The sequence below is a fragment of the Candidatus Thermoplasmatota archaeon genome (assembly GCA_038884455.1).
Lineage (GTDB): Archaea > Thermoplasmatota > E2 > DHVEG-1 > DHVEG-1 > JAWABU01.
The window spans coordinates 1-17037 of record JAWABU010000024.1 but is presented as its reverse complement, the minus strand read 5'-3'; the positions used below and the strand labels follow the sequence as shown (position 1 = coordinate 17037).

30 protein-coding genes and 1 pseudogene are annotated in these 17037 nt (G+C 41.4%); 24 read left to right on the top strand and 7 right to left on the bottom strand.

What is annotated here, in order from left to right:
* Positions 1-21: 21 nt before the first annotated feature.
* The 7 genes from QXL17_05405 to QXL17_05375 are packed head-to-tail and all read right to left on the bottom strand — an operon-like array spanning position 22 to position 3384.
* Positions 22-516 (bottom strand): ferritin family protein, encoded by a 495-nt coding sequence (locus QXL17_05405; protein ID MEM4258571.1) that lies wholly within the window; start codon positions 514-516, stop codon positions 22-24.
* Positions 517-558: 42 nt separating this feature from the next.
* Entirely contained in the window at positions 559-963 is a 405-nt protein-coding gene (locus QXL17_05400; protein ID MEM4258570.1) for a PAS domain-containing protein, read from the bottom strand.
* An 18-nt stretch (positions 964-981) separates the two neighbouring features.
* A complete protein-coding gene (locus tag QXL17_05395; GenBank protein MEM4258569.1) occupies positions 982-1518 on the bottom strand; it encodes a ferritin in 537 nt (178 codons plus the stop codon).
* A gap of 29 nt (positions 1519-1547) precedes the next feature.
* The gene (locus QXL17_05390; GenBank protein MEM4258568.1) at positions 1548-2078 is read right to left on the bottom strand and encodes an Hsp20/alpha crystallin family protein; all 531 of its coding nucleotides are present in this window, start codon (positions 2076-2078) and stop codon (positions 1548-1550) included.
* Positions 2079-2100: 22 nt separating this feature from the next.
* Positions 2101-2259, bottom strand: coding sequence for a hypothetical protein (locus QXL17_05385; protein MEM4258567.1), 159 nt, complete (start codon positions 2257-2259; stop codon positions 2101-2103).
* A gap of 25 nt (positions 2260-2284) precedes the next feature.
* On the bottom strand, positions 2285-2980 hold the full coding sequence (locus QXL17_05380) for a flavin reductase (GenBank protein MEM4258566.1): 696 nt from the start codon (positions 2978-2980) through the stop codon (positions 2285-2287).
* On the bottom strand, positions 2977-3384 hold the full coding sequence (locus QXL17_05375; protein ID MEM4258565.1) for a Fur family transcriptional regulator: 408 nt from the start codon (positions 3382-3384) through the stop codon (positions 2977-2979). Before QXL17_05375 ends, QXL17_05380 begins: the two co-directional genes overlap by 4 nt.
* A 384-nt stretch (positions 3385-3768) precedes the next feature.
* On the opposite strand from QXL17_05375, the gene QXL17_05370 reads away from it, so the two are divergent.
* The 24 genes and pseudogenes from QXL17_05370 (at position 3769) to QXL17_05255 (ending at position 16211) form a co-directional block, all read left to right on the top strand.
* Positions 3769-4758 (top strand): 50S ribosomal protein L3, encoded by a 990-nt coding sequence (locus QXL17_05370; protein ID MEM4258564.1) that lies wholly within the window; start codon positions 3769-3771, stop codon positions 4756-4758.
* 2 nt (positions 4759-4760) lie between these two features.
* Positions 4761-5522, top strand: a complete 762-nt coding sequence (gene rpl4p, locus QXL17_05365; GenBank protein ID MEM4258563.1) for a 50S ribosomal protein L4 — start codon at positions 4761-4763, stop codon at positions 5520-5522.
* Complete coding sequence (locus QXL17_05360) at positions 5523-5780, top strand: 50S ribosomal protein L23 (GenBank protein ID MEM4258562.1); 258 nt, start codon at positions 5523-5525, stop codon at positions 5778-5780.
* Positions 5781-5793: 13 nt separating this feature from the next.
* Entirely contained in the window at positions 5794-6501 is a 708-nt protein-coding gene (locus QXL17_05355) for a 50S ribosomal protein L2 (GenBank protein ID MEM4258561.1), read from the top strand.
* A gap of 4 nt (positions 6502-6505) precedes the next feature.
* On the top strand, positions 6506-6961 hold the full coding sequence (locus QXL17_05350) for a 30S ribosomal protein S19 (protein MEM4258560.1): 456 nt from the start codon (positions 6506-6508) through the stop codon (positions 6959-6961).
* A gap of 6 nt (positions 6962-6967) precedes the next feature.
* Positions 6968-7414 carry a 50S ribosomal protein L22 gene (locus tag QXL17_05345; protein MEM4258559.1) on the top strand — a complete coding sequence of 149 codons (447 nt, stop codon included), beginning with the start codon at positions 6968-6970 and terminating at the stop codon, positions 7412-7414.
* Positions 7415-8308: a 30S ribosomal protein S3 gene (locus QXL17_05340; protein ID MEM4258558.1), complete on the top strand. Its 894-nt coding sequence runs from the start codon at positions 7415-7417 to the stop codon at positions 8306-8308.
* A complete protein-coding gene (gene rpmC / locus QXL17_05335; protein ID MEM4258557.1) occupies positions 8286-8495 on the top strand; it encodes a 50S ribosomal protein L29 in 210 nt (69 codons plus the stop codon). The genes QXL17_05340 and rpmC overlap by 23 nt, the downstream gene beginning before the upstream one ends.
* The gene (yciH, locus tag QXL17_05330) at positions 8492-8791 is read left to right on the top strand and encodes a stress response translation initiation inhibitor YciH (GenBank protein MEM4258556.1); all 300 of its coding nucleotides are present in this window, start codon (positions 8492-8494) and stop codon (positions 8789-8791) included. The genes rpmC and yciH overlap by 4 nt, the downstream gene beginning before the upstream one ends.
* Before the next feature lie 41 nt (positions 8792-8832).
* A complete protein-coding gene (locus tag QXL17_05325; protein ID MEM4258555.1) occupies positions 8833-9093 on the top strand; it encodes a ribonuclease P protein subunit in 261 nt (86 codons plus the stop codon).
* A 5-nt stretch (positions 9094-9098) separates the two neighbouring features.
* Positions 9099-9437, top strand: coding sequence for a 30S ribosomal protein S17 (locus QXL17_05320; GenBank protein ID MEM4258554.1), 339 nt, complete (start codon positions 9099-9101; stop codon positions 9435-9437).
* Between the two features lie 15 nt (positions 9438-9452).
* Positions 9453-9851, top strand: a complete 399-nt coding sequence (locus tag QXL17_05315) for a 50S ribosomal protein L14 (GenBank protein ID MEM4258553.1) — start codon at positions 9453-9455, stop codon at positions 9849-9851.
* An 11-nt stretch (positions 9852-9862) separates the two neighbouring features.
* Positions 9863-10216, top strand: a pseudogene (gene rplX / locus QXL17_05310) (50S ribosomal protein L24).
* Positions 10217-10509: 293 nt separating this feature from the next.
* Positions 10510-11226, top strand: a complete 717-nt coding sequence (locus tag QXL17_05305; protein ID MEM4258552.1) for a 30S ribosomal protein S4e — start codon at positions 10510-10512, stop codon at positions 11224-11226.
* Positions 11223-11810 (top strand): 50S ribosomal protein L5, encoded by a 588-nt coding sequence (locus tag QXL17_05300; protein ID MEM4258551.1) that lies wholly within the window; start codon positions 11223-11225, stop codon positions 11808-11810. The genes QXL17_05305 and QXL17_05300 overlap by 4 nt, the downstream gene beginning before the upstream one ends.
* The gene (locus QXL17_05295) at positions 11807-11962 is read left to right on the top strand and encodes a 30S ribosomal protein S14 (GenBank protein ID MEM4258550.1); all 156 of its coding nucleotides are present in this window, start codon (positions 11807-11809) and stop codon (positions 11960-11962) included. Before QXL17_05300 ends, QXL17_05295 begins: the two co-directional genes overlap by 4 nt.
* A gap of 21 nt (positions 11963-11983) precedes the next feature.
* Positions 11984-12373 carry a 30S ribosomal protein S8 gene (locus tag QXL17_05290; GenBank protein MEM4258549.1) on the top strand — a complete coding sequence of 130 codons (390 nt, stop codon included), beginning with the start codon at positions 11984-11986 and terminating at the stop codon, positions 12371-12373.
* A 34-nt stretch (positions 12374-12407) separates the two neighbouring features.
* Positions 12408-12950: a 50S ribosomal protein L6 gene (locus tag QXL17_05285; protein MEM4258548.1), complete on the top strand. Its 543-nt coding sequence runs from the start codon at positions 12408-12410 to the stop codon at positions 12948-12950.
* Positions 12951-12954: 4 nt separating this feature from the next.
* Entirely contained in the window at positions 12955-13719 is a 765-nt protein-coding gene (locus QXL17_05280) for a 50S ribosomal protein L32e (GenBank protein MEM4258547.1), read from the top strand.
* Positions 13720-13723: 4 nt separating this feature from the next.
* The gene (locus tag QXL17_05275; protein MEM4258546.1) at positions 13724-14185 is read left to right on the top strand and encodes a 50S ribosomal protein L19e; all 462 of its coding nucleotides are present in this window, start codon (positions 13724-13726) and stop codon (positions 14183-14185) included.
* Complete coding sequence (locus QXL17_05270) at positions 14182-14694, top strand: 50S ribosomal protein L18 (GenBank protein MEM4258545.1); 513 nt, start codon at positions 14182-14184, stop codon at positions 14692-14694. The genes QXL17_05275 and QXL17_05270 overlap by 4 nt, the downstream gene beginning before the upstream one ends.
* Before the next feature lie 77 nt (positions 14695-14771).
* Positions 14772-15452: a 30S ribosomal protein S5 gene (locus QXL17_05265; GenBank protein ID MEM4258544.1), complete on the top strand. Its 681-nt coding sequence runs from the start codon at positions 14772-14774 to the stop codon at positions 15450-15452.
* 6 nt (positions 15453-15458) lie between these two features.
* Complete coding sequence (locus QXL17_05260) at positions 15459-15923, top strand: 50S ribosomal protein L30 (protein MEM4258543.1); 465 nt, start codon at positions 15459-15461, stop codon at positions 15921-15923.
* A 78-nt stretch (positions 15924-16001) separates the two neighbouring features.
* On the top strand, positions 16002-16211 hold the full coding sequence (locus QXL17_05255) for a hypothetical protein (GenBank protein MEM4258542.1): 210 nt from the start codon (positions 16002-16004) through the stop codon (positions 16209-16211).
* The last annotated feature ends 826 nt before the right edge of the window (positions 16212-17037 follow it).

Below are 17037 nucleotides of genomic sequence, written 5' to 3'. Positions count from 1 at the left end.
TTCTATCCTCCCTACAATTTTTTATGGTCCTGCATGGATCATGGGCCAGTATTCATCGGCTCCTTCAAATTGTTCCATGCTTTGTTTTTCGAGCTCCAGAATCTTATAATGACCGAGCTCCATTTTTGAAAAATACAACAATGTGTTTTTGATTTTTGTATCGTTCGGAAATCGTGTTGCAAGTTCTTGGTAGAAGGTTTCTGCTGCTTGTTCGGCATGCATCGCTTGAGCAAGAAGGGTACTCAGTTTTGTAGTTTCTGAGATAGTGGTAAGTTCAGGTAGCGGAACCGGGGTTGTTTTTGGAATGGTAAGTGGTTCATCTGGATAGTGGGTTTTGTAGAGTTCTTCGATGTATTGCCGATGTTTTTCTTCTTCAGCAGCAAGAAAAAGGAGTTTGTCCGAAAGCAGACCGTTTTTGATTTTTTGAGCTAGTTGCGTGTACATGGTTTTGCTTTCAAGCTCACTTTTTAATGCAGCGAGAAGAAGTTCGTTGAGTTGAAAATGTCCTAAATCCATACTCTTTTACCTCTGTATTTACCTCTTTATCTTTATTCTATATTAGTCAAGAAGTCTTTTTTCTCCTTGGAGTTCTCGGTGGAACGTGACATCCTGGGATGCTTCAAGGCAGCCGAGATACTTTTTGTTATGATCGCGGAGTGCATAATATTCAATGAGAATCTTACGGGGTTCTTTGTGTGGACCAAGAGGAAGGTCAATCCAGAATTGTGCACGATCTCGTTTCCCTTGTTTCATCTCAGCAAGAATCTGTTCAACTTTCGCGATGCTTTTCTGTGGATGGCAGTTGCGAACATTTCGACCGAGTGCTGCTTCAGGTCGTTTGAAAATTCTGGTTGTGTGTTTGTTCCACGCAAGGACGTTATCATCAGCATCAAGCACGGAAAACTCAACAGGAAGTGTTTCAAGGAGCGTTTCAAGAAGAGGTTTGGGTAATGTTCCAATCATAAAATCATCCATCTCGAGTTAGGGTGCTGTTTTTGACGTGTATAAGCTAAGATCTGCAGGTGGTGTGAACACGCGAGCTCCAAGTTGTTTATCAAGCATGAATAAACCACTTGTATCTTTTCCGATGAGTTTGAGTTGCTGGATGATATCATGTGCTGATGCTTCTTCTTCAACTTGTTCGTTGACAAACCATTGGAGCATAGCTCCTGTGGCATGATCTTTTTCCGAAATTGCAATATTCACCAGGTTATTGATCATGCTTGTAACCTTTTCTTCATGGGTGAGTGTCTCTTCAAATGCATGGAGCGGTGATTTCCATTCGGTGGGCACCGTGTCAATTGAGGTGAGAAGCACTCGGCCACCACGGTCAACGACGTGTTGATAAATCCGCATGGCATGGGTTGTTTCTTCTCGTGCTTGTACCCACATCCAGTTCGCAAATCCTTTGAGATTGAGTGCCTCAAAATAGGATGCCATGGAGAGGTACAGGTAGGCTGACCAGAGTTCTGCATTGATTTGTTTATTGAGCAATTGTTCCATTTTTTTACTTAACATACTAAGTTTCCTCCATAGGGCATATGTTTTTATTTAATCGGTACTTTTTTCCCCTGCGGTGATGGAGTTTTCTTTGGGACCTTGACGGTGAGTATCCCTTCAGATAATGTTGCATCTGCTTCCTCCGGGTTTACCTCTTCAGGGAACTGCAAGTTTCGACACAACGTTGAGTATCGTCGTTCTCGTCTGAGAAAGCCTTTGTTTTCCTCATCGAACTCAAGTTTCGTTTTCCCGCAGATACTAATTTTCGTCGGGGTGAGATGCACATCTAAATCCTTTTTTGCAATACCTGGCATCTCAGCATGAATCAGGTAATGATCACCGTGGTCAACGAGATCGACAGGAGTGATTTTTGCATTTGCATGCATCATGGTTTGATTCCAGGGTTCAATGTTCTGCCAGCGTCGCCACCACAGCGGCATCCATGGATCATCCCAGAAAAATCGATTGATATTTTCAATGACATCAAAGGGATTCCACATTTCAGTTGCTGTTTTGGTGGTTAATGCTTGCTCTTCAGGTTTAGTCTTAATATTTAGTTTTTTATTCTTTTTTCCCATATCTATCCCTCTCATTTTTAGGTTATCTTTTTCGTTTCATGGGTGCACCACAACAGTATGGAGTTGCATGTGGATCAGTATCGAATTCGATAACTGAATCGCAGGTGCACGCCTTGTTTTGACAATCACACATATATTGAATCTTCTTGTGTTTCTGAGGTTCATTACAGGTTTGACACACGGTTTTTTCCCCCCTTATACGACTTTTATTGTATTTCAAATGCATCTTTCCCTGCCCCACAGACTGGACATACCCAACTGTCAGGAAGTTTTTCAAAGGGTGTTCCTGGGGGTATATTGTTGTCAGGATCTCCTTGTGCAGGGTCGTATTCATAGCCGCAGACAGTACAAACATATTTATTCATTTTTGGTTCCTCCTTTTTCTTTTTTTGATCAGCAGCGCCGCTGTACGTTGGTGCTGTTTTTGGTGAGACGCCGCCTTTAATCTCATGGTAATACGCATACGTCATTGGTTTGTCCGAAGAAAGAATCTCTGCATTTTCAACCCTTCCGATAAAAACAGTATGCGTCCCTGTTTGAATGGAGTTCTGAATCGTTCCCTCTAGATAAGCAAGGGTGTGATCAAGGACAATTGGTGCTCCAGTAATTCCGATTTTGTAGGAGACGTTGTTGAATTTATCGATGTTTCTTCCTGATTTAAATCCAAAGGTACCAATGAACGGCATCGGGGTTTGTTCAGAAAGTATCGAAACACTAAAAACCTTGCTTTTGAGGAGATACTCATGGGTGAGATTCTGGGTGTTGATACTCATAGCAATCGTCGGTGGATGAGCGGTAACTTGGAAGAGTGCATTGGCGATTTGACCGTTAAATTTTTCACCGTTTTTGGAACTGACAATATAGACTCCGTAGGATATTTTATGGAGCGTTGTTTCATTCATGGCTGCTCACGTTTCCTTTGACACAGAGGACACAACCCTCTAAAGTATCCATGAACTTCATCAATATGGTATCCCTGTTGCGTGACTTGCTCGATGTTTGGACAGCAGAGATCAATATCAAATATTTTTTTACAGTATGTACAGTAGAAATGGTGATGGAGTTCTTGTTTGATGTCGTAGCGTGCTTCTGAGCCAGAGATGGTTAATGAATGGATGAGGTTGTGTTGTTTGAGCGTTTCGAGAGCGTTATATACCGTTGTTTTAGAGAGTGATGGTGTTTTTTGTTTGAGTGCTTTATAGATGTCATCAGCGGTAGGATGCGTGCGATGGTGTTCGAGATATGAGAGGATGCTGATGCGCTGCGGTGTAATTTTGAGGTTGTTATCTTTGAGTAGTTTAATCAAATGATCCAGGGAACCACCTTTTGAACTAAATTTTAAATTGTAACGATTTCATTTTAACAATAAATACAAAATATGTATATAAATATTTCTAAAACCCTACGTCATAAAAATCTTGAACAAATATTGCAGCGAAGACATATACCCACAAAAAAAGAGACAGACAAACCATATGAAAACCTGCACAATAAGATTTATATACCAATTTTTTTATGTCTTGCTTCCTGGTCTATACCAGACATCATCGGGCAATTCCATCGAGAAACCCGGTACCACACAGTCATACTCATAATTTTTGACGGTGTGCACGATGTCACGGTATAGAAAAAACCATGAACAATACTTTGTGTTCATACCAGAAAAAAACCCTACATGAGAGGCTAACCTATGCCAGATATACATCGTCCTATACCAGGTTCACGAGGCTTTTCGCCACGGAAAAGAGCTGCAACTCAAACTCCTCATATCAACCGCTGGGCTGAAGGTGGAGACAAACCAAAAATCCAAGGGTTCTTTGGCTATAAAGCAGGAATGACCCATGCATTTATTGTTGACTACCGCCCAACATCTACAACCTCAGGTCGAGAGGTGAAAATGGCGGTCACGGTCGTCGAAACACCACCAATCAAAATAGCGGCAATCCGAGCATATCAAAAAACAGCCTATGGATTGCAAGCAATCGGTGAAATCTGGGCTGAAAAACTGGATGCTGAACTCTCCCGGCGCATCCCTCTCCCAAAAAAACAAAGTCAGAAAAACTGGGATTTCATAAAAGATGCTGACGAAATCCATGCAATTGTCTATACTCAACCAAAACTCATCGGTATCCCTAAGAAAACTCCTGAACTCTCTGAAGTTAAAATTGGCGGAGGAACTCTTGAACAACAGATCACATACGCTCAAGAGATCCTTGGAAAAGAACTGAAAATCAACGACGTTATCCACGAAGGAGATATGCTCGACATCATTGCAGTCACCAAAGGAAAAGGATTCCAAGGTCACATTCAACGATGGGGTGTAAAACTCCTCCATCACAAAAACTCAAAACACCGACGGATGATCGGTACTGCTGGTGCATGGCATCCCAACTGGATACCAGCAACAGTTCCTCAAGCAGGACAAATGGGATACCACCGACGAACCGAATTCAACAAACGCGTCTTAAAAATCGGTGAAAACGGAGAAGAAATTACGCCTGCAGGTGGATTCCCCCATTACGGCATTATTCAATCATCCTACATCCTTCTTCACGGTTCAATTCCTGGACCTGCAAAACGACTGATCGGCATGCGTGACGCAGTACGATACCAACGCGGTGTCCAAATCAAAAAACCTGAAATAACCTACATCTCAACAACAAGTAAACAAGGTGTCTAAGCATGACAAAGATCAATATTTATAGTGTTGATGGACAAGCACAGGAAAAAATCGATTTACCTGCAGTTTTCAAAACACCCTACCGCCCAGACATCATCAAAAAATCCTTCAATGTCGTTCATTCAAATCAACGACAACCCTACGGCGCAGATCCGATGGCAGGAAAACGACATGCTGTCGAATCAGTAGGAAAAGGACGAGGGATGTCTCGGGTTCCACGTTTAACTCAAGGAAACGCAGCAGCGCTTGCACCGTGTGTCGTTGGAGGACGACGGGCGCATCCACCGAAAGCAGAAAAAAACTGGAAGGAAAAAATCAATAAAAAAGAAAAAATCCTTGCCCGAAATTCAGCGCTTGCGGCAACCGCAAACAAAGACTTAGTAACGCAACGAGGGCATCGCTTTGAAAGTACTGTAACCTTGCCGGTAGTTCTTGATGATTCGTTTGAAAAGATAACAAAAACAAAAGACGTTATCACTGTGTTTCAAAAACTCGGTATCTACGCAGATGTCGAACGAGCAATACACGGTAAACACATCCGGGCAGGTCGCGGAAAAATGAGGGGACGAAAATATCGGATCCCGAAATCAGTGCTAATCGTTGCAACGAACAAGGAGTTGGAAAAAAGCGCTCGCAATCTCAGTGGCGTTGACATTACAACCCCTGCATCTCTTGATATTGAAGACCTTGCACCAGGCGGTACTGCAGGTCGCTTAACCGTTTTTACCAAATCAGCATTTTCGATGTTTGGAGGGAAGAAATAGATGGATCCATATGACATTATTCTCCATCCGTATGTCACTGAAAAAACCATGCAACACATGGAAAAAAACAATGCATTAGAATTCATTGTTCGACGAACAGCAACCAAAGCAACAATTAAAAAAGCGGTTGAAAAAATGTTTGATGCGAAAGTAAAAACAGTAAATACAAGAATCACGCCTCAAGGAAAACATGCCCTGGTTGTCTTCATGCCAGAGGTGAAAGCTGAAGATATCGGCATGCGAATCGGGGTATTCTAAGGAGCGGTGAGGTATGGGAAAGAATCTTATCCAACAACGACGTGGGCGGTTTCGCGGACGATATACTGCACCAACTCATAAAAATCGAGGAGAAGTAAAATATATTCCTGCTCAAGAAGTACAAGGTACCGTAGTAAACATTCTCCACGATCCGGGAAGGAGCGCACCAGTTGCAGAACTCATGCTTGAGGATAAAACAAAAACCTTGATCCTTGCAACCGAAGGAACAACAGTCGGCCAACAGATAAAATATTCTCGAAGTAAAAATGACTGTGAACTAGGAAATGTTCTCCCGATTGGTATCGTACCTGAAGGATATCCTATCTATAATATCGAGGTAACACCTGGCGACGGTGGAAAACTGGTTCGAGCAGGTGGAAGCGGAGCAGCAATTGTCTCCCATGAAGCAGATCGAACGGTCATCCGACTACCCTCAGGTCAGTTTAAAACCTTAAATTCAAATTGTCGCGCAACCATCGGCATTGCTGCTGGTGGCGGAAGAAAAGAAAAACCATTTATGAAAGCAGGGAAAAAATTTTTTGCACGGCGAAAGAAAGGGAAAAAATATCCTGTGGTTCGAGGAGTTGCAATGAACCCTGTTGATCATCCTCATGGTGGTGGAAGTCACCAGCATATCGGTAAACCAAGCACAGTTTCACGTGGAGCACCACCAGGTCGCAAGGTTGGTCATATTGCTGCTCGCAGAGCTGGAAGAAGGTAAGATCATGGTAGAAAAAGAATTTGGTGTTTCAGCAAAAAGCAAACGGAAACAACAACGCAAAAAAATCGAAACCAGGAAGAAAGAGTTTCTTTACTATGGCCACACCATCGAAGAAATCAAAAAAATGCCTCTTGAAGAATTAATACCGATTCTACCGTCACGAGCACGAAGAACGTTAAAACGTGGTTTAACCTATGATCAAAATAAGCTCTGGGAAGATGTGAAAAAAGCACAACATGGTGACCTCATTAAAACCCATTGTCGAAGCATGATTATTTTACCTGACTTTATTGGTCATACCATTCTTGTCCACAACGGAAAAGATTATGAAAAAGTGTCAATTCAACCACAGATGCTTGGTCATTATCTTGGAGAATTTGCATTGACGAGAAAAAAAGTAAAACATACCGGACCTGGTGTAGGAGCTACCCGGTCATCGAAATTTATGCCGTTAAAGTGATGGACTATGCCAAAATATACAGCTGAACGAGACCCAGATAAAAGCGCAAAAGCCTATGGCTACGAACTTCATTGCTCATGGAAAGACGCAATTAACTGTGCTCATGCATTGAAAGGAATGACTGTTGCTGAAGCAAAAAAATACCTTGAAGAGATCATCGAAATGAAACGAGCATTGCCTGCAGTCTACCATAAACAAAAAGTTCATCATCAGAAAGGAATCGGACCAGGAAGCTTTCCGAAAAAAACAGCAAGCTATATGTTAAAGGTTGTTAAAAACGCTGAAAACAATGCTGAATACAAAGGTTTCGATGTTGACAACATGAAAATCACGCATATTGCTGCATACCAGGGAAGAACAATACAAGGCTATATGCCTCGTGCACATGGACGAGCAACCAATAAAAATGAACAAACCACGAACATCGAAATTATTCTCGAAGAGGTTGAATAAATGGCAAGCGAACGGAAATTTGTTCGGGAAAACGTCAAACGAGTACGAATAAAACAATTTCTCATCAATGAAATCGAAGGCGCTGGTTTTGGCGGCATGACCATCCAACGAACACCGATTGGGACCCGCGTGAACATTCTTGTCGAACGACCAGGTATGGTAATTGGAAAAAGCGGTGCAAAAATCAAAGAGTTAACCGAGAATATTCAAACAAAATATAATGTTGATAATCCTCAAATTGAGATTCAAGAGGCAGGAGCACAAGCATCACTCAATGCACAGATTATGGCAGAAAAGCTAGCTGAAGCCCTCGAACGAGGATGGCATTTCAGACGAGCAGGACATTCAACGGTTCGACGGATTATGAATGCGGGGGCAAAAGGATGCCAAGTTATCATTGCAGGAAAACTTACCGGTGCGCGCCACCGAACCGAGAAATTTGTTGAAGGACATATCAAATACTGCGGTGAAACAGCAAAAGAAGTTATGGATACCGGGTATGCTGTTGCAAAATTAAAACCAGGAGTCCTTGGTGTCAAAGTCCGGATCATGCGACCTGATGCAAAACTTCCTGACGAAGTGATAATACGAAAAGAAGAAGGTGAAGCGAAAAAACAGATTGAAAGAATCGTAGAAAGAAAAACCGAGATCAAAGCTGAACCAGAACTGGAAAAGAAAACAGATATCAAAAAGATCACCCAGATCCAAGGTATCGGACCAGCAGTTGTTAAAAAACTTGAAAAAGCAAAGATTACCTCACTTGAAGAACTCTACTCAATGAACCTTGAAGATATTCTCGCAATCCCGGGTATCGGCCAAAAAACAGCAGAACTCATTGTGAAACATATTAAAAAACTAATTGAAGAAGGTGATACCAATAGCGTTAAAAGTTAAAGAAATCCGTGAGCTAAGTCCTGATGAGCGAAAAAAGAAGCTCCAGGAGTTAAAAGCTGATCTTATGCATGAACGAGGTGTATCTGCAATGGGTGGATCATCTCCATCACCTGGAAAAATCAGGCAGATACGACAATCCATTGCACGCATACTTACCGTTATGCAGGAGGAAGGAGAAATCAAATGAGTGATATTTGCGCGAAATGTGGTCTACCTAAAGAGATCTGTGTCTGTGAAGAAATCGCTCGTGAGCAGCAAAAGATCACGGTTGCAGTTGACCAACGGCGATACGGCAAGGTGATGACGGTTGTTGAAGGTATCAACCCTCACGACCTTGATCTCGGCGCCCTGGTAAGCAATCTGAAATCTATCTGCGCATGCGGCGGTACTATCAAAGAAGGAAAAATAGAACTCCAAGGGGATCACCGAGCGAAAGTAAAAGATGCGTTGACGAAGCTTGGTTTCGTCGTTGAAGTGATCTAAAACCGTAGTACCACCTCTTTCGCTCTTCATGCGAGGCACCAATGGATATAGATATCGTTCACGATGAACTCATCGGACGACGTATCAATATTGTTGCATGTACCGATCCAACCTGGATTCAAAAATCTGGTGTTGTCATCGATGAAACAAAACATACCTTCATCATCGAAATCAAAGGAAAAAGAAAACGCATCGCTAAAGAAACAGCAACCTTTGAATTCGACTATCACGGAAAAAAAATAATCGTTGAAGGAAAACGATTGATGTATCGACCTGAAGATAGAATAAAAAAAGCAAGGTGAACATAGTGGCAGAAAAAAACCAAACAACTCGGAACATAGGTGTTCCTGTTGAACCACCACAAACAACCTGTTCAGATATAAACTGTCCCTTTCATGGGAAACTGCCGATTCGCGGGCAGATACTAACCGGTGTGGTTGTTTCAACAAAAATGCAGGATTCAATTACCATTAAACGAGAATACATGCGGTTTGTTCCAAAGTATGAGCGATATGAAAAAAGAACATCAAAATACCATGCACATTGTCCTCCCTGTATCAAAGTTAAACCTGGGGATAATGTCCGAATCGCTGAATGTAGACCACTCAGTAAAACCGTCTCATTTGTTGCAATCGAGAAAATCTAAAAGGTGAAGTAAACTATGAAAGGAATCGCTGGTCGAGTAATGCGGGGTCTTCCCGTTGGAGCACGATTAAACTGTATTGACAATACAGGTGCAAAAGTTGTTCAAATCATGATGACACCAAAACTGAAAAACGTTCATCGGCGAACACCAACTGCTGGCGTTGGAGATCTTGTTATCGTCAGTGTAAAACGAGGTGCCTCAGATATGAAACGGCAGATTCTCAAGGCAGTCATTGTTCGTCAACGGAGACCATTCCGACGACCGGATGGAACTATGGTTCAATTTGAGGATAACGCTGCTGTTCTCGTGACCGATACCGGAGAAACAAAAGGAACACAAATCAAAGGACCTGTTGCCCTTGAGGCTGCTGAACGATGGCCAAAAATTGCATCATTAGCACCGATTATTGTATGAGTTGATGGTATATGACAAGGTCAAAAAAACCAGGAAAACAACGGAAGTTTTTATACAATGCTCCGCTGCATAAAAAACGAAAATGGACATCGGCGCATCTTGCTGAAAATTTGTTATTAAAATACGACCGGCGAAGTATCCCTATTATCAAAGGAGATACCGCAAAAGTTATGCGCGGAAGTTACAAGGGACATGAAGATAAAGTGACACGAGTTGACGTTCGAAACCAACTCGTTGAACTCGAAGGAGTAACCATTGTGAAAGCAGATGGTAAAAAAATACCAAAACCACTGCATGCAAGTACGCTCCTGATTACGAAATTAAATCTGACTGATAAATGGCGACGTGAGAAACTCGAACGAAAGGTATCAGCTGAAGTACGAAAAGAAATCGAACGGGAAGCAGAAGAGCAACTCAGGGAACAACAAGAAGCACGACGAAAAGCTGAAGCAGAAGCAAAAGCCGCAGAAAAAAAAGCAGCACAAGAAGCAGAACAGAAAACAGGAGAACAACCCCAAGAAGTCCGAGAAGAAGTACCACCTGAACCAAAACAACCTGCTGCTGATACAACAGAAGAAAAGCAAGAGATAGCTGTTGCTGAGAGCGAACAGAAATCAGCTCCTGCAGCAAAGAAAAAAAAGGATACGGAGGGTAAAGCATGAGTAAACATTTGAAACGACTTGCTGCATCAAGAACACTAAAAATACCTCGAAAGGAGAAGAAATGGATTATCAAGGCTCAGCCAGGTCCCCATGCTCTTGATCAATCAGTTCCACTTGGAATAATCGCTCGGGATTATCTGAAACTCTGCGATACGTACAAAGAAGCAAAACGAGTAGTTGCACATGGTGAACTTCTTGTCGACGGTGTCCCTCGGAAAAACCATAAGTTTCCAGTTGGATTGATGGATGTTGTGTCTATCCCGAAGCTAAAAAAGGATTTTCGGATGATGTATGATCGAAATGGAAAACTCTGTCTTGTCCCCATTGAAAGTATTGATGCAGAATGGAAACTTTGCCTGATAAAAAATAAATCAATTATCAAAGGGAAAAAAATCCAGATTCATCTCCATGATGGACGCAATCTGCTGGTCGAGAAAGACGAATATAAAACTGGCGATGTCCTCAAACTTAATCTGAAAGATAACACTGTTTCTGATGTTTTTAAATTTGAACGAGGAGTGGTTGCATTAATTACCGGCGGTAGTCATGTCGGTGAACTTGCAAATATCAAAGAAATTCAAATTGTACCTTCATCAAAACCAAATCTTGCATATATGACGGGTGCAACTGAATTCTCAACAATCACAGACTACGTATTTCCCGTTGGAAAAACCAAACCAGCGATTAGCTTACCTGAGGTGACCATACAATGACAACATCGCAGAAAAACGTAGCAAAAACATCAGAAGTAAAAAAAGCTCCAAAAAAGATTCCTCAGAAGAAACAACATGCAAAAATGATCCAGCCATACGTTGCAAAAATTACGGTAAACATCGGTGTCGGAGAAGCAGGTGAAAAACTCAAAAAAGCTGAGACGGTTCTTCAAAAACTCACCGGTCAGAAACCAGTTCAAACCTTATCAAAAACAACGAATAAGGATTGGGGTCTACGGAAAATGATGCCGATTGGATGCAAAGTCACCCTTCGGAAAAAAAAGGCAGAAAAGTTTTTAATTGATGCGTTGAAAACCCGCGATAATAAAATTGCTGATTACTCCTTTGATAGCCAAGGAAATTTATCCTTTGGCGTTCCTGATCATACCTTATTTGAAGGACAAAAATACGATCCAACAATTGGAATTTTTGGTATGGATATTTGTGTTACCCTTGAAAAACCAGGGTATCGAGTGAAACATCGTCGGATTGACCAACGGAAAATCCCAAAGAAACATCAAGTTACCATTGACGAAGCGATGAAGCTACTCACCGAGCAGTATAAGGTTGAGGTGGTCACATGAGAATCAAAGAGCGAAAGAAGTTTTTCGGTCGGAAAGTAGGATGTGAACTCTGTGGTCGAAAACGTGGAATCATCCGCAGATATGGACTACATCTCTGCCGTCAATGTTTCAGAGACAAAGCTGAAGAACTTGGATTTAAAAAATATGATTAAAAAAGGGGCGTGTGAAAATAAATGTTAAATGATCCACTTGCAGATGCATTATCAACCATCAAAAATGCTCAGATGCGTGGGATGAGTACCTGTACGATTCGTCCCTCATCAAAACTGATTGGTGGCGTTCTTACTGTTTTAAAAGAAAAAGGATACTTAGAAAATTACGAATACGTTGATGATGGAAAAGCTGGAGCATTTCAGGTCAAACTGAAAGGAAATATCAACAATTGCGGTGTCATAAAACCACGGTATCCCATTAAACGAGAAGAGATGGAAAAATGGGAATCACGGTATCTCCCAGCGCGTGATTTCGGACTCCTCATTATGACAACCACTGAAGGAATCTTGTCGCATTATGAAGCTCGACAGAAAGGCATCGGAGGAAAATTACTCGCGTTTATTTACTAAGTATCGACGTGTAGTGAAAGAAAGGTGACATGATATGTCTGAAAAAACCGAACTGAAGGAAACTATCAAAATCCCAGAACACGTAACAGCGACCTATGCACAAGGTGTCATGACGATCAAAGGACCTCATGGTGAGCTGACTCGTACCATGAATCACCCCAAACTTGAAATTCAGCTGCACGACGGTTGTATTGAAATCATCTGCCGCGGTACGATCCATCGGAAAGAAAAAGCATTAGTCGGTACGTATCGAGCACATGTTCGAAATATGATCAAAGGCGTAACCGAAGGATATACTTACACGATGAAAACCGTATATTCACATTTCCCAATCAAAACAAGTGTCGATAAAAACAGAGTAGTGATTCAAAACTTCCTTGGCGAACGCGCACCACGATATGCTGAGATTTGCGACAACGTCAAAGTTGAAGTCAAAGGAGATATCGTCATTGTTTCTGGTATTGACCGGGAAAAAGTTGGACAAACAGCTGCAAATATCGAACGAGCGACCAAGGTAAAAAATCGAGATGTCCGTGTGTTCCAAGACGGCATTTATCTAACTAGTACGCGAGGGTAAACACATGACGAAAAAAGACGTTATTAAAGAATTTACTTCGTTAAAAGGAGTTGGAGAAGCAAAAGCTGAACTACTCTATAGCCACGGGTATGATTCAATGGAAAAACTCCGACGTGCAAGCGTTGAAGATCTGACAAAAATTAAAGGTATTTCAAAGAAAAACGCATCAGACATTATTGAACAATTACACCAAAAACCTGAACACAAAAAAGAAAAGAAACCGGAAAAAAAAGATACCGAAGAGAAAACAAAACCGACCGAAACAAAAAAAGCGGTAGAAGAAAAAGAAAAAACCGAAGATTCAGATAAAAAATCTTCGGTACAAGATGAAGTTGAAATTGTTGATGAAACAGAACAGCGCTACAAACCAAAAATTAAACCAGTAGTAACCGATGATCTCAAACGACAGCTTCGTATTCGGAAACAACTGAAAAAACGAACTCCTGAGTTTTTACGAGAAGAATGGTTCCGCTATAAACGGATTCCCCGGAACTGGCGTGCTCCTGACGGGTATACCTCAAAGATGCGAAGAAACTTCAAATACCGACCAAGTAAAGTCCGTATTGGATTTAAAGGACCTCATGATGTCCGAGGATTGCATCCCTCAGGTTTTTCAGAAGTGATTATCCATACTCCAGCTGAACTTGACAAACTCGATCCGAAAACCCAGGCAGCACGAATCGGTGCGACCGTTGGAACGAAAAAACGTCAGGAAATTGCAAAAAAAGCTCAAGAACGTAACATTCGTGTATTAAATATGAAGGTGTAAGAGTATGACTGATCTTCGAAATCAACGACGTATGGCAGCAGATATCTTAAAATGTGGTCAAAACCGGGTGTGGATGGATCCTGACCGGCTTGACGAAATAGCAAAAGCAGTAACTAGACATGATGTTTCAATTCTCATTAACGGTGGTGCTATCAAAGCACAACCAATCAAAGGGATATCTCGTGGTCGAAAAAACTATTTAAAAAAGCAACGGGAGAAAGGACGGCGACGAGGGATTGGATCTCGAAAAGGAAAAAAATATGCACGATTGCCTCGTAAAGAACGATGGATTCGAACGATTCGACCGTTACGAACCTATCTCCGCGAGCTCCGTGATACGAAAACCATTACACCTCATGTGTATCGACTCTATTATCAAAAAGCAAAAGGTGGAGAATTCCGGAACAAACAATACCTGAAAACACGGCTGATTGCAGATGGTATTCTTAAGGAGGAAAAACAATGAAGGCAGGTCCACGATATCATGTCAAACCACGACGACATCGTCAGGGACGAACTGACTACCGAAAACGATTAAAGCTACTGAAATCAAAAAAACCACGGATTGTTGCCCGAAGATCGCTACAGTATATCAGAGTACAAGTCATTGCATTTGATCAGAGTGGAGACAAGGTTCTTGCCTCTGCGTTTTCAAAAGAACTCACGACAAAATATGCATGGAAATATTCATCAGCTGCGACACCTGCTGCATATCTTACCGGTCTGCTTGCAGGAGTGCGCGCAAAACAACATGGAATTACCGAAGGAATTTTAGATATCGGACGAAATAAACCAACGAAGGGAAACACCCTCTTTGCCGCATTAAAAGGTGTTGTTGATGCAGGAATTGTCTGCCCACATGACCCTGAAATGTTGCCCTCTGAAGAGAGAATCCTTGGGAAACATTTGAATGCTGATATTGCAGCTGCTGTTGAAGCAGTAAAAACTAAAATACTTCAAGGAGGTAAGGAATGATGCCGCCGCAAGGGAAGGGTAGAAGGAGTAGAGGAAGTGCTGATCCGTTATCAGAGGATGTTCCGTTAATTGAATGGATGCCGAAAACACGACTTGGGCAACTGGTAAAATCTGGTCAGATTACAACCATGAGTGATGCATTAAAAACCGGTCTTCCAATTCGAGAACCTGAACTCATTGATCTGTTACTTCCTGATATCGAAGATGAGGTCATAGACGTAAAAATGGTACAGCGGATGACTGATTCAGGACGTCGTGTAAAATTTGTCATCACTGTTGCAGTGGGTAATAAAAATGGGTATGTTGGTCTTGGTCAGGCAAAAGGTCGTGAGGTTGGAACAAGTATTAAAAAAGCTATTGATAACGCAAAACTGAATATCATCGAAGTTCGACGGGGATGCGGATCCTGGGAATGTGGATGTAAAACCCCACATACTGTTCCTTTTTCAATAACTGGAAAAAGTGGGTCAGTTGAAGTGACGTTTAAACCTGCTCCTCGAGGTATTGGCCTTGCGGTTGGCGATGTTGCAAAAAAGATACTGCGCCTCGCTGGTATTCAAGACTGCTGGGGGTTTACCAAAGGACAAACAAAAACTGTCGTCAATTATGCGAAAGCCGTGTACAACTCTCTTCGGGTGAACACTGAGACGCGGGTTACCCCTGAGGAGATTGCAAAGATTAACATTACCGCTGGAAGCATCCAACCATCATCATCTCAGGATGTATCGCAACCAGTGGCTACTCAAACGGAGGGATAAAAACGTATGGTGTTTGCTGTTGTTCGAATCCGTGGGACAATCCATATCAAACCAGATATACATAAAACCCTACAACTACTACGGTTAACTCGGGCAAATCACTGTGTGCTCCTCGAGGAAAACGAGGTGAACAAAGGTATGCTCCAAGTGGTAAAAGATTATACCACCTGGGGAGAAATCACCAAAGAAACCTTAGAAAAACTGGTCAAAAGTCGTGGCATGCTGATTGGTGATAAACCGATTACCGATGAGTACCTCAAGGAAGCAACCTCGTATCAAAGTATTGAACAGCTGTCAGAGGCACTTGTCGAGGGAAAAATCTCGTATAAAGATATTCCTGAGGTGAAACCATTGTTCCGGTTAAACCCCCCTCGAAAAGGATATGAAGGGATTAAACGACCGGTAACCATGGGTGGAGCGCTCGGCTACCGTGGTAAGGACATCAACACTCTTATTGAACGGATGCTGTAGACGTCCATCATTTTTTTTTAATTTTAACCAAAAGATTATTATATTTCTTCTGTTTATTATGAATTTGAGGGATTTAGAATGGAGGAAGTACTATACAATATTGAGATCCATAAAAATGAGACAAACTACCTGGGGAAGTTGTTCTCTGATATCGATGGGATGAAGGAGTTCGAAAATGACCGAATCGATCGGCTGCTGCGCGATATGATCGTTGATATGCAGCTTGCGTTTGATGAGTTTTCGAACCGATCTGCTGATTTCAGCGATGGAATTGAAGATATAAAATAAAAAAAGATACCGTCTAGGGCAATCTTACGAGTATTTTCATCGAAAAAATAGAGATACTTACAGTACTTCCGAAGGTAAAAAAATGAGAAAGAATCACCTTTTTCTCGGAGAGAATCCTGTTTTTGGACCTTTTGATTTCCAAATCTTCTGTTTCCTCTTTTTCTGAGAAGGAACGCCTCTTTATCCTGTTTACTTAGATCAATACCAAAAACCTTAGTTACCTGTTTTAATTCCTGATAACTGATTATTTTCTTGTTTATATGCCATAAAAATTCCTGAGTCGCTATCTGTTCTTTTCCTTCTAAGTAAAAGATGGATCTGCCGAACATACGTACTCTATGAATAGTAGGAAAATACTTCTTTAATATTATAAATCGACCTTGGGCATCCTTAGATGAAGAAAATGCATATCCTTTCGTTACAAGTTCTTGGAGTAAATCAAGAGTTTTTCCCCGTATCCCTGGCCATCCACAAGGTTTACTTGGAAGGTGTTTCGCTATGTTATATACAGTATCTTTAGAAATATTAAGTTCCTTTGCTGTTTGATACTTGGATTTTCCACTTTTTATCTTACGGGTGATCCATGCTTTTTTCGCAGGAGATAAACCTCTTTTTACAGACTTCTTTTTTGTTGTCATCACTAAAGAGTGTAAAAAGGAGTATAAAAAGATATTGAAAAAATATTTTATGTTCTTCGCTTATTTTTTTCTTGTGCTTTTAAACTCATTTCAAGTAGTTTTTTCATTTCATTCATATGAAAAGCGATTCTATCTTTCTTAAACTCAGTAAGTGTAGTTATATGTTCGGTTAAATCTTTTCTGTTATT